This window comes from Pseudomonas sp. SD17-1, assembly GCF_029201585.1.
GTDB lineage: Bacteria > Pseudomonadota > Gammaproteobacteria > Pseudomonadales > Pseudomonadaceae > Aquipseudomonas > Aquipseudomonas palmensis.
In genome coordinates, this window is the sequence record NZ_CP104044.1 from 4,218,171 (window position 1) to 4,231,203 (window position 13,033).

The following is a 13,033-nucleotide window of genomic DNA, read 5'->3' on the forward strand; positions in this document are numbered from 1 at the left end:
CCTTCCAGCGCGGGGACATCGAAAATCCCCTCAACCCCTCACGGAGTCAATATTTTCCACGTACCATCTGTAAGCATCACGCAATCCATCTTCCAACGTGATTCGAGCTTTCCACCCCAACGATTGTATTCGTTGAACATCGAGCAACTTTCTGGGCGCACCATCTGGCTTAGAGGTATCAAACACAAGCCTGCCAGAGAAGCCCGTCACTTTGGCAAGTGTCTGCGCAAGCTCACGTATTGTGCAATCGACGCCTGTTCCAACGTTGATATGAGACAGCATATCCTGTGTTGCACCTTGATACTGCTGCCTGTCTAACTCCATCACATGCACACATGCTGCTGCCATGTCATCAACGTGTAAAAATTCCCGCATCGGACTACCACTTCCCCAGATGGAGATTTCGTCGTCCTGTCGCACTACAGCCTCGTGATAACGTCGAAGCAAGGCGGGAATCACGTGGCTATTCAGCGGGTGATAGTTATCATTAGGACCATATAGATTTGTCGGCATGACGCTGCGATAGTTTCTACCGTGTTGACGATTGTAACTTTCGCATAACTTTATTCCCGCAATCTTTGAAATAGCATAAGGCTCATTCGTCGACTCTAACGCACCGGCTAACAATGCCTCTTCGTTCATCGGCTGCGGCGCATGCTTTGGATAGATGCATGAGGAGCCTAAAAACAACAGGTTCTGCACATTATTATCATGCGCCGCACTTATAACATTCGCCTCGATCATTAAATTATCGTATATAAAATCAGCAGGGTATGTGTTGTTAGCGTGAATACCGCCAACTTTAGCTGCTGCAAGATAAACCTGATCAATTTGGTTTTCCGCGAAAAACTGTTGAACTGCGCGCTGGTCAACCAAATTCAGTTCATCTTTCGTTGCAGTCAGTATGTTGACGTAGCCTCGTTCAACCAACTGTCTTACGATCGCTGCGCCCACCATACCCCGATGACCAGCAACAAATATTTTCTGATCGAAATTCTGCATTATTTCTAGTTCTCCACTGCCACAGAAACGTCATATCCGTGCTGTTTCAGCAGCGCGTGCCGTTGGGCAATCTTCAAATCTTCCGAAACCATCTCCGCGCACATCTCTTGCACCGTTATTTCTGGAACCCATCCCAGCTTCTCTTTGGCCTTGGTAGGGTCCCCGAGAAGCGTTTCAACTTCGGTCGGCCGGAAATAACGAGGGTCCACACGCACAATGATATCCCCCACCTTGAGAGCCGGGGAGTGAGTACCATCAATTTTTTCGACAATCGCACGCTCCTCAATGCCTTCCCCTTCAAACCTGAGGGTCACACCGAGCTCTTCTGCCGACCATCGAATGAAATCTCGCACCGAATACTGAACACCGGTAGCAATTACAAAATCATCAGCTACATCCTGTTGCAACATCATCCATTGCATACGCACGTAATCCTTGGCATGCCCCCAATCGCGCAAGGCGTTGAGATTACCGAGGAACAAACATTGCTCCAATCCCAATGCGATATTCGCCAAGGCTCTGGTAATCTTGCGTGTCACGAAAGTTTCACCACGCCGGGGAGACTCATGATTGAACAGGATACCGTTACATGCGTACATACCATAGGCTTCACGATAGTTTACCGTTGCCCAGTAGGCGTACAGTTTGGCCACTGCGTAGGGGGAGCGTGGGTAAAAAGGCGTTGTTTCCTTCTGCGGTGTTTCTTGCACCAGCCCGTACAGCTCAGACGTCGACGCCTGGTAGAAACGTGTCTTCTTTTCGAGCCCCAAAAGTCGGATGGCTTCAAGAATACGCAATGTTCCTATAGCATCGACGTCAGCTGTATACTCTGGAGACTCAAAGCTAACCGCCACATGTGATTGCGCACCGAGGTTGTATACTTCGTCAGGCTGAATATCTTGAATGATACGGGTTAGGTTAGACGAATCCGTCAAGTCGCCATAGTGCAGTACAAAGTTTCGGTTATCGACATGCGGATCTTGATAGATATGATCAATACGTTGCGTGTTAAAAGAAGAGGCACGACGCTTCAGGCCATGAACTTCATAGCCTTTTTCGAGCAAGAACTCAGCGAGGTACGATCCATCTTGCCCCGTTACACCGGTAATAAGCGCCTTCTTTTTGTTCATTTTTCCATCCTGATCAATCATCAAAAATTCTATTAAGAGTGTGCTTTACTTCTTCAATAGCTGACGGACTGCGTAATAGATAAACCAGCTATTTGTCGACAGATAACGCTTAAATAAACGTTTTGGCTCACTACTAAGGCGGTGTAGCCACTCCAACCCCGAATGCTGCATCCACAGCGGCGCGCGCTTTATGACCCCTGCGTGGTAATCAAATGCCGCCCCTACTCCAATCATCACGGCATTGACTCTGTCGCGATGCTCGGCCATCCACAGCTCCTGTTTGGGGCAGCCCAAGCTAACCCAAACAGTTTTCGCACCAGATGTGTTGATAGCCTCGACGATCTGTTCATCCTCCTGCGCTGTCAGCTGACGGAACGGCGGCGAATAAGCGCCCGCGATCACCAAGCCAGGCATGCGCTCAGGCAGCACCTTGGTAAGAATGTCCAACGTTGACTGTGCACCGCCGTACAAATAGACCGGTTCACCACACGTAGCCGCTTCAGACAGGTACTTCCACATTAAATCCGGACCATTGATGCGCGCCTGCCCCTCAACGCCTAACCGACGCATCAGCCAAGCCACCGGAGCGCCGTCGGGAGTGGCCAAGTCAGCGTTGCGCACGACGTCGCCAAACTCTCGATCTTGCGTGGCCGTTACCACGGAATGCACGTTGCAAATACAGACGTAATAGCCTTTCCCCGTCTGTGCCATTTCGGCAACACTATCGAGGACGCTGGGCCAGCTCAGTACATCAATAGGCACGCCAATGACAGAGCTTGTAGTACGTTGCCTGCATCCCAATTGTTCACTCATTGCGCGAAACCCTAATTGCCTGCGTATAGATGTCCATCAACATTGAATAGTTGGCGTCTTCAGTATAATTGCTTTCAAATGCCCGCCTGGCGCCTTTACCCAAACGCTCCAATAATGTCGGCGTCGACCAGGCCTCACGTACAACCTGCAGCAGTGACTGGGGGGTCGCGGGGCGGAATACCACGCCATTGTCGCCGTCTTGTACGATAGAAGCCAGCGGTCCTATATCCGATACGGCTGCTGGTGTACCAAACGCAAAGGCCTCTCGGATCACCATCGGGAAACCTTCGAACCACTCCGACGGTAAAATTTGTAGGCACGCATGGGCAATCTGATATTCGGCTTCCTGTGACGATACTTGCCCAAGAAATCGAATGGGCAGGCCACGTGCCATCAGCTCAAGCTCGGGTCTTAGCGCTCCGTCCCCCACAATACGAAGCTCAGGTGCCGAAGCCCCCCATTCCTGCCATGCCCGCAGCAGAGAAACGACCCCTTTTTCAGCCGTCAAGCGACCGACGAATACGACATAAGGCTGGCGCTGCTCCCACGATACAACCTTAGGATTACCCGGGTAAAAGTTGGGTTTCACGTGCACTTTTTCACGTGGCAACCCTGCCGTTATCATCAGCTCTTTTTGAAACTCCGACAGCGCAATGAATGCATCTACCTGATGTGTCCAGGTACCTAAAGCACGATGCAGTTCGACGTTTATTGCCATGGGAATCGTCGCGACACGGCTATTTCGATAGCATCCGTGAAGCAGAGACGGTAACGCCGAGTGCCTATCAATGCACTCTGTACATACACGCCCCTCGCGCATCGGTATCGCAGCCGGACAAAACAATCGATAGTTGTGCAAAGTAAGGACACGAGCAGCGCGTTTGCCTATCGCATGGAAGACAGCCGGGGACAGCAAAGGAAAGGTATTGTGAACGTGCACAATATCAGGCTTGAAGGAATTAACAGCACTGCAAATGTCACGCTTTATACCAAGGCTCCAAGGTGTACCCAGTGCGGCCTTGACTACGCCAATCTTACCCTGTGCTGTAATTGCATCACTGTGCTTAGTAAAAAGTCGCACATCATCACCCCGACTAGCTAACAACATTTTCTCAGCCTCGAAAACCTGGTTTTCGCCCGAGGGAGTTGCTGAACTGTAGAAGTTATGCGTTAGAAGAACTCGCAACGTGCTGGCCCCTTATTAATTTTTCGCAAATAAAAATGGTGATAGCGCTGCCTGACTGCGTAAAAAACACTCAGCAGGCATCGTATACCACCACCTACAGCACAACCTTAACTAAACCTCACCCAGCCATCCGCGAATTGTGGGTTCATCCAACTCGCTCACATTGCTCACGTTGGTGCTGCCAAGGCTGTCAAATAGACCAGCCACCTTTCCGCGTCCACCTACCTGATAGTCAATCCCATAAACATCCAAACCACTCGACAAACCAAATATGCAGGCATGAAACCTCATCGCGAGTAAATGAGTACATTGACCCAGCATATCAAGCATGATCGGAACACCGGGCTCATACTCGACGACATAATAATCGCGACTTGGCAGGACACCCTTGACCACTTGGTAAAAGGAACTAAAGTCAGAAAAACCGTAAGTGTCTGGGTTGAACGGAATGAACACCACCGCCCACTCGGCGCCCAGTTGGTTGATCACAGAAGTCACGTTCCGGGTCATACTGTCCACTATGCGACCCACACTGCCTTCGCTACCTTTTGTAGCGTAAGCACTCCAAATAGGCCGTAAATTGACGAACAATACTTTCTCACGCCCGGCGATATAATCTTTCAGCGAAGAAAGCTCTGTTCTTTCACGAGCACTGTAATTGATCTGGGGAAGCATAAACCTGTAGTAGTGAAGGTAATCAAACGCAGGATCCTGATCAACCTTTAAAACTTCAATTTTATTGTAAAATGGCAAACTTTCAAAATTGCTCTTGCTACGCAATGTAATTTGCTTGGCAAGCAGCAACATCAAAGAAGCAAAATATTTGCTTACTGTTCTTTTGTACGGCCCTAGACCGACCCCCTCGACAACAAAAGGAATCTTTTTCCACGTAGCCAGAAGAGAGGCATAAAGATAGAAACTCAAATTAACAGGTATATCCATGATTGGCCCGCCTGCGTACACCAGACCATCGCTTTGACCCAATGCAGTTCGTAAACTGCTACGCGAAAGCTTTACCACGGAAAAATCCACGCCATCAATTTTCAACGACTGAACCCACTTTTGAGTTCGGTCGGGCCTGAAGCTGAGAATGAAAAACTTTTGAGTCTGAAATTGTTTTTTCAGCCTCAATATCACACCACCAAGAATAGCGGCATCACCAACGTGCTCCCCACCGTAGGCACCCATAATGGTGACTACCGGCATCGCGTCCAGCGCTAAACCTTTAGGTGCTTTGATTTTTCTCAGCAGTGCAAAGGGGGCAATGGCCACAGCATTAAGAAGATTATCCGCCAACCGCAAAACCTTCCTAACAACAACGGTACCTTTCCACTGATTAATTTTATAGGCGAGGATAGAAAAGGGGCTCCAGGCACCGCTTTGATCATGGATACAGCTATCACAGTATTTATTTTTTGTAACTTCTCTAGCGACTTCAATCCCCTTCTCCGAAATACTGAAGTCGGATGCTCGCAGATCCTCAACTACTGCCGTTTTAGCAACCGAACAGGGGTAGAGCGCCAATTTCGATGTTAGCAACATGCCTTGATCTTTAAAGTAGCAGGGCATGGCTCTTGCGCCACCACCGGATGAAAGCCATCGCTGCATCCGACTATAGTAAAGCTTCCTCGACAGCGACCTGGTTTGAGCTAGCAATTCGCCAGAAGAAAAGAAGTCCGCGACAAAGGAGCGCTCTTCATTATCAATGAATACTTCAGAGCGATCAGCATTGTAGAGACGCTCAATATTTGTTGCTAATCTAAAGATTATTTCTATATTTTTATCACGCGCATAATCCAATGCAAGTTGCATCGAATAAACGTTCATTGTTGAGATCGTGTACTGAAGCTGAAGCTTCACATTCAACGCTTGTGCTATCTCGATAGTTTTAGTGGCCTTTGAAAATGCACCACTGATGCCTCTAATCAGGTCATGACGCTCACCGTACCCATCAATGGATATGTTCAAACTAAACGAAATACCTCTGCGCTGAACAATCTCCTTAATCAAGGGAAGAAATCGTCTCCATCGCGAGTTACTGTAGCCGTGCGAAGTAATAGAAAGTGTTTCGAGTAATGGGAGAGCATCTACGATAGCACCGACACACCTGACGAGGTCTTTGCGTAACGTCGGCTCACCGCCTGATATCCCTAGATGCTTAACTTTCGAAAACCTTGAATGAGACAACACTTTTGTTATCTCTTCCGGGCTTATTTCGTCCACAATATTGTTCTTCCAGATGTTACACATCGTGCATCTGGAATTACAGTTGTCCGTGATAGGAAAATTAACGACCCTTACATCCCGATTCAAACCAGCATAATCCTTCAGGTATTCTAAAACCTTCAAAACTTTCAACGGGTCCACCTCGAAATTCTTTTATCGTTAACAAAAAATATATATAGGAAGAGCGCACTCAGCGCATAGGCAGCAGCCATTGAGACCAAACTATCGGTCACACCAACGCCACCCTCACCAAAGCTATAGAAGCCAAACAGAAATGATAATTTCACTGCGACCGCGACCGCCAAAGATGCGATAACACTGGCTTGCTTTCCCAGCACACGTAAATTTGACTGCAGTAAAGAAATCACAATCATTGCGAATACGATTAGCGCGAAAGCAGCCCACATGAAAATCCCCTCAGATGTACCATGCAACAATGTACCATAAAGGATAGCAGCCACCGGGGTGACAATCAGGGTAATGGTCAAAGGCGCAACCCATACTTCGAGATAAGTCACTTTATAGCCCCCCCCCTTTGAAAATACGAAATTAATCATCGCACCAGATATCTGCTGTATTGGCGACAATAGCATTAGCAGTTTTCGTACCTCCACAATCGCAGCAGGGCTTCCCAGGCTTGCAAGAAACAGGTAGATGCCGTTTGATGGAAACCATAGCAACGGCACAAGCATGACTGATTTGGCCAACGCTGGTGGGTCAGCAAATATACTGAAAACATTATCCTTGAACGATTCATTTTTTTTCTTGATCGTGAGTAGTGACAAGTAAATGAGCGCCATGCAGTTAACCAGACAAACCAGCATCAACACGTCAACATAGACATTACACACGTATGCACTTAACGATGCGAGCGTCCCGACCACCAACGTTGCAGCGACGGAATATTTAACGCGCTTACTATCAAGGACACAAACACGCCTAATGACCCATAGCACACTGCTCGTAAACATGACCATGGCAAGCCAAAATCCACCTGCATAGGTGAACCACAATAAAAAATACAGAACCACACTGGCTATAAACAGCAACATACAAAGCACAAAAAAATCATTCGCGCTAAATAAGCGATCACTGGAAAACAGCAAGCGCTCCACCTTAATAGCGAAACCGAAATTCAATAAAAACGCTGCCGCTGAGATCATGATCGCGTACTGAGCAACATCATCTACATCAAATCTATAATCAAGAACGATAAATACAATAAAATTGACCGCCGAAAATAAAAATTGATCAACTATATACAGAATCTTTTCTTTCATTTTTTGACCACGAGAACAAAGCAAGAGAAAAGAACCAAAATGTCAGCACCGTATAAACGCCTCCAAATATAGTCATTGTTACACAACCAAGAATCAACGGTAAAGACAGAGCGGCAAGGTAGATATCTGGACTATTCTGCCTGCAGGCGAGATTCCTTAGAATAAGCTTCACTGCCTTGTAGAAAACAACAGACATCAGCAGAAGTGAAAGCACACCACCGGAAAGAAAGCTTTCGATTAGCGCATTGTGAGTATGCGGGGGCAGCCAGTAACTCTGAGTGAAATTGAGTCTGTAATACTCTTTGACACCCTCAACAAAACCGACACCTAGATACCAATGATCTAACGCGCCTTGCAGACCGACCTCCGCGACAACGCTTCGATTATTAAGCGTCAGAAGGTCATACAGCGGCCGCTCACCCTTCCCAATCAATGGCAATAAACGCTCAACAAAAAACTCATAGAAAAGTAATAATAAAGGGGTGACAAATATCATACAAACCGCGCAAAGCAACGCTCTATCCATGACATTAAAGTTTAATAAAACCCATAGACAAATGGCAATTGCAACGGAAAACTGGGCCGTTCTGCTTCCTGTAAAATACAATGCCACGCCAAAAAACAAGCAACACATTAGAATCAAAAACTTTTTCAGCGTGGTGCGAGCCCTGCCCATCAAGTAGAGACTGGACAACATTCCAGAGGCGAATACCATCCCGATAAAATTTGGGCTGTATGCGTTTCCTCCAAGGCGAAAACGACCTTGCGTTTCCAAGGCATAAAAGTGATTCGGGGAAATGACTAGTCCGATGGCTATCATTATCACGATAGCAACGGCTGCCATTTGCACCCAACCAGCGAAAACTCTAACCGCCGCGTCCCGACCTTCAAGCCTGATTGTTTTATCAACTATATCTAATGCAAACAAAAGCAAAATATATTCGCACAACCGATAGAAACCTGTGACTCCAACGCCGTTCACTACGAGGCTCAACGTCAGAATAATCATGTAACAGAACAAAAGCTTCATGAGAGGAGACGGATGAGCAAACACTCGGCGAAACAATCTAGGCTTCAACAAACATACCGTAAGAATGCAAAATAAAAACCAAGCGACTCTGACCACCTTGTCAAGCGTGTTGTCAATCCCGGTGTCCAGGCCTGTCTTATCAACAACTGATAAATTGAAAGGCGTCAGCGAAATGAGAAGCACTATTAGTGTATCGACTTTCAGCTTCCATCCAGCAGTGCTGCTTTCCAGTTTTTTATCTAGATTCTCATCCACCGCACTGTCACTCACCTAGTAAATCAATCCACTGTCGTTCAACACCACGAAACGGAACAAGCAATCCAGTTTCCTAATGATTAATCGATGAAAAGTACGCCACACTGCAGGGCGTTCAAATTTTCTCCCCTGCTCCGCACCTTGGCTACTTGAGCACGCCTCTGACACTGCTCCAGAAAGCCAGTGAGCGTCACCCAGCGGCTCATCCGTCCGTTCTCCACTCGCCCATAACAAGAGGAGTGTTAACAACGGCCCAATTCCCTCCCGAGGTATACATGGCAGAACGTACCCTGGTTACTTGATCATTTGGTCGTCAAACCTAGCCAGTATGCCAACGAACGAAGCGGAAGGTGATGACTTGCTGGATACGCGGAGGACCACTGCAAAAATTCTACACCAGCTACTCGTGATGCCCTAGCCAAACAGTGTTGCCCAACGCTATCGCCATCATTATGGCATCACCTATAGAGACGGCAGTGCTAGTCTCAGCCATTGAAGCATTACAGGCTTGCGCCCTCGTCGCCTCAATGACGTTAATCTCTACAGTGCGGGTAAAGAGGAGCGAGCATCGGCAGCTACACTATGTGGCTTAGCGGCCGACTGCGTCTGACTGCCGCGGCGAGTATGGACGGCATTGCGTAGAATCGCGAGGAATAGACCTATACCCGCCCCCAGTATCAGCCCTAATGCTATCCATAAAAGTTTTTGGGGGGCGACCGGATTAACCGGTTCGACGGCAAATCGATCAATGCTCACCAAGCGTAACTGGCTCAGGTCCGTGGAAATATTTTCCAGTCGAATACGTTCAGCACGCAGGGGCTCTACCCCTTTCAGAAATATTTCTTCATTTTCACGCTTGCGCAACACTTCAACCTGCCGATTGCTGATCAACAGCGAAAGCTCTCTACGGATTTGCGCAATTCGTGGATCAGCAAAGTCATCTGACCGGCGCTTACGTAATACCTGACGCTCCGCTTCAAGCGCATCGGTACCCATGAAGTAAAGTGGTATTTGCTGGTTGTTGACCTCAGTGCGAATTACATTGCCTGATGCTTCACTATCAGCCATAGATGATGGGGTCGACGGCTTCTTCAGTCCGAGCGAGCGCGCAATATTGATGGCTTCGTCAAGCACAGAAATTCGGTCTTCCCGGCGCTGCTTAAGTTGTACACGCAGCGCCTTAAGTTCATCTTGCAACAAGGCACGACTGAGGCTGTCGCTCTCTAGCAGCTCTGCGATATTGCTTTCTTTGGTAGCATCATAATCTGCGCGCGCTGCTACCAACTTGGCATCCACTTCCTTAAGCCGATTACCGATGATAATTTTCAAGTCATCTGACACTTGACGACGCTCGTTTTCGATTGCGTAGTTGACGAGTTCGTTCAATACGTCATGCCCGCGCACCCCTTCTGGATATCGCATTTGGAAACCGATATATGCACTGAGCAAGTCTGCTTTCTTTGGATCCGGCTGTACCAACTTTAATGCATTGCGATTAAAGTCTTCAAATGCCTGCTCTGCGGTATATCCTGGTCGGGTGAACGCAGCCTGCAAATCGGGGTTAGATCGAAAATAACCAAGACGTGTTTCGTACGAGTCGAGCGCCGCTCCGACACGAATCAATGCGGTGCTTGGAGGCAAAGAGTAAATTTCAGAACGGTTCAGTGCGTCCAACTCATTCAGCGCAGCAGGACGCAATATAGTACTGACTTCATACTCAGGCGTGACGGTATAAGCGAACAGCGCTCCAATCACGCCAAAGAATAGTGAGCAGATCACAATGAGCTTTCTTTGGCGCCATACCGCTTGCAACAGGGTCAGAATATCAAATTCGTCGCTAGTCACTACTGAGGGGATACGAGAAATACTTGCCAAACGAAGGTCCGCCTGAATAAAAAGAGACATTCGCCCAGAAACAGGCACGCAACTCTTCGCTATCGACACCTTCGCCGAACTAAGCACTCGAAATCATCCCTGTCGCTAAGCGACGAGAGTATTGTGCCAGCTAACTGCGCACGTTGCCACCTGACAGTCGGCAATCAGGAATGATTTACATTAGCGGTTGCTTGTCATTTTTTTGGGGTGCTCGACCAGACGCGACGGAAAAGCGCCAATGTGATTCCTAGCCCAGCACCTGCCAACACGCCTAAAAACACGACAATAAATCTTTTGGGTTTGATGGGGCTATCAGGTAAATCGAGTGCGCCGTCCTGGCGGTACACCCCCACTACGCTAGGGTCGACTTCCAGAGAGCGATAGAACGATTCCTGAGATTGCTGCTCACGGAGGTTGCTGATAAAAGGGTCATCCGAGCCACGCTTCTGCAGATTCTCAATTTCAGCCTGTAGTGCTTTACTGCCTCGCATGTAGGTCAGGGCCCCATCCATCCCGGCGGAGACCTCAGTTGAGAGGTTCCCAGAAATGATGGGCGGTCGTTCCAGGTTAATCGATTTGGCAATCGTCAACGCTTCCTCCAGTTGCGCAATCTGGTCGTCGCGTAGTCTCTTCGCATTTTCCCTCGCCGTTGTTATCTGACGCTCAAGGTTGTTCGCTTTGACTGAAGCATCTGCCTTGAGATCCTTTAGGATTTCGAGCTTTGCTCGATACCCTGCCATTTCCCCATATTGCACCGCCCAGCTAACAGCTAGATTTGGGTCTGGCATATTGACAGTAATAGCGAAACGCGTCGGAATTTCCTTGTTCGCAATAGTCACTTTCAGCACTTTGCTCAGATCCTCATACAGCTCATCTTGGGAGCCTAGGCGCTCTTGAGCGCTCAGTGCCGGCAGGTAGACGTCCTGAAAAAACCTACGACGCAACGACTCCGACTGCAAATTACGTACATACACATCATAGACGTCCTTCACCGTCAGCATTCCCAGCTCGGAATCTCCCCCACGTCCGTAATTCAGATGCGCAATGTCATTCTGCGATGGCGGCTGCACGAACACCTTGGCCTCGTACACCGGCGTCGCCAGCAGCGCATAAGCTACAGCCGCCCCACCGACAACCAATGTCGTCAGAATGATGAGCAGCTTTTGTTGCCAGAGCCCACGGATCAGCTCAATCAAGTCGATCTCGTCATCTCTTACGACACGTTCACGGTGGTTGGACATTTATTATGTAATTCCTTAAACCCAAATTTTCGTTTGAGACCGGTGCAAGCTAAAAAGCAAGTCGTGAAAGCCTGATATCAATTGCACATCAACTTGGTTTATTTCGTTACCAAACCATAGCTTAGTGCCGTTTATCAAACCTGCACGCCCATCTGACGTATTTTCGTACGCAGCCAGCCCGATGCGGCACATCGAAATACGAGCGCGCAATCAGCCAAGAAGTTCCCTTCAACTCCTCGTCAAGTTCTCACCTACTACAACCTCGACCACCCCGCACTCATGCTATCAAAGTCTTGCAAAAAGCCTGCTCTGCGCGTGTACCCCCACGCACCAACCGAACCTGCTCAGGCCACACCTACATGCCCGTAACAAACTCGACCAACCCTGCATGCACGGAATATCCACTCAGGGTCGCCACCTTCGCCCTTTGTTTCATGCATTTCGCAATCCAGATTTACCGTTACGACACCTTGCGCATCTTCGCTGGCTTGAATCAACGCCTCTGGTTCACCCTTGCCCTGATACCCCAAAAAAACTCCTAGTGCCGCGAATCGCCAAGCATAGCTTTGAGGTAATTCACGATGTGCTCACCCTTACATATGCTATTGCCCAAGGCAGGCCCGTGATGGCCAGGTGGCTCGCACCCTGACATGCTTCGATCGTGATCAACTGACGAGAATGCAAGGGCCGCCTGCCCTACTCCAGTTGCTGGCCACGCATCGTCACCCCAGAATTCATTGAGCTCGCGATAATCCTAGGTAAAGAAGCTGGCTAGTGGCGACTCGAGATTGATCGGTAACTGCGGCCAATCTACCGCCTGCCGGTTACAGCGCAGTCGCTCATCTGCACTCAATGACCTAGATGCAGGACGACCTCGATCTCGTACAGCTGCTTCTGGGTGCGCTCTGCACTGAGAGCTGGTATGAGCAAAGTGCCGTGCCCACCATAGCCCGTTCGATCATGCGTTCAATGCGCTGACTGCGCGCTCCACATCG

General features: G+C 48.6%; 9 protein-coding genes. All 9 read right to left on the reverse strand.

The genetic code is table 11. From position 1 onward, the window contains the following. Positions 1-30: 30 nt before the first annotated feature. The 9 genes from N0B28_RS19165 to N0B28_RS19205 all read right to left on the reverse strand — a co-directional run bounded on the left by N0B28_RS19165 (position 31) and on the right by N0B28_RS19205 (position 12,038). Entirely contained in the window at positions 31-1,005 is a 975-nt protein-coding gene (locus N0B28_RS19165) for a GDP-L-fucose synthase (protein WP_275732084.1), read from the reverse strand. 2 nt (positions 1,006-1,007) lie between these two features. Beyond that, positions 1,008-2,132 carry a GDP-mannose 4,6-dehydratase gene (gene gmd / locus N0B28_RS19170; RefSeq protein WP_078479808.1) on the reverse strand — a complete coding sequence of 375 codons (1,125 nt, stop codon included), beginning with the start codon at positions 2,130-2,132 and terminating at the stop codon, positions 1,008-1,010. Between the two features lie 45 nt (positions 2,133-2,177). Beyond that, positions 2,178-2,945: a WecB/TagA/CpsF family glycosyltransferase gene (locus N0B28_RS19175; protein ID WP_078479764.1), complete on the reverse strand. Its 768-nt coding sequence runs from the start codon at positions 2,943-2,945 to the stop codon at positions 2,178-2,180. Continuing rightward, entirely contained in the window at positions 2,938-4,053 is a 1,116-nt protein-coding gene (locus tag N0B28_RS19180; RefSeq protein WP_078479765.1) for a glycosyltransferase family 4 protein, read from the reverse strand. Before N0B28_RS19180 ends, N0B28_RS19175 begins: the two co-directional genes overlap by 8 nt. Positions 4,054-4,242: 189 nt before the next feature. Beyond that, entirely contained in the window at positions 4,243-6,498 is a 2,256-nt protein-coding gene (locus N0B28_RS19185) for a radical SAM protein (protein ID WP_078479766.1), read from the reverse strand. Further along, positions 6,486-7,637 (reverse strand): hypothetical protein, encoded by a 1,152-nt coding sequence (locus tag N0B28_RS19190; protein ID WP_148071536.1) that lies wholly within the window; start codon positions 7,635-7,637, stop codon positions 6,486-6,488. The genes N0B28_RS19185 and N0B28_RS19190 overlap by 13 nt, the downstream gene beginning before the upstream one ends. Then, a complete protein-coding gene (locus tag N0B28_RS19195; RefSeq protein WP_275728091.1) occupies positions 7,609-8,937 on the reverse strand; it encodes an O-antigen ligase family protein in 1,329 nt (442 codons plus the stop codon). The genes N0B28_RS19190 and N0B28_RS19195 overlap by 29 nt, the downstream gene beginning before the upstream one ends. A 525-nt stretch (positions 8,938-9,462) precedes the next feature. Then, positions 9,463-10,884 (reverse strand): Wzz/FepE/Etk N-terminal domain-containing protein, encoded by a 1,422-nt coding sequence (locus N0B28_RS19200; protein ID WP_238596411.1) that lies wholly within the window; start codon positions 10,882-10,884, stop codon positions 9,463-9,465. 107 nt (positions 10,885-10,991) lie between these two features. Beyond that, complete coding sequence (locus tag N0B28_RS19205; RefSeq protein WP_078479770.1) at positions 10,992-12,038, reverse strand: Wzz/FepE/Etk N-terminal domain-containing protein; 1,047 nt, start codon at positions 12,036-12,038, stop codon at positions 10,992-10,994. Positions 12,039-13,033 lie beyond the last annotated feature (995 nt).

What these genes read in the sequence shown, in the direction of transcription:
- gmd (WP_078479808.1), bottom strand. Translation starts at nt 2,132, where the DNA reads ATGAACAAAAAGAAGGCGCTTATTACCGGTGTAACGGGGCAAGATGGA.
- N0B28_RS19175 (WP_078479764.1), bottom strand. Translation starts at nt 2,945, where the DNA reads ATGAGTGAACAATTGGGATGCAGGCAACGTACTACAAGCTCTGTCATT.
- N0B28_RS19180 (WP_078479765.1), bottom strand. Translation starts at nt 4,053, where the DNA reads ATGTTGTTAGCTAGTCGGGGTGATGATGTGCGACTTTTTACTAAGCAC.
- N0B28_RS19190 (WP_148071536.1), bottom strand. Translation starts at nt 7,637, where the DNA reads ATGAAAGAAAAGATTCTGTATATAGTTGATCAATTTTTATTTTCGGCG.
- N0B28_RS19205 (WP_078479770.1), bottom strand. Translation starts at nt 12,038, where the DNA reads ATGTCCAACCACCGTGAACGTGTCGTAAGAGATGACGAGATCGACTTG.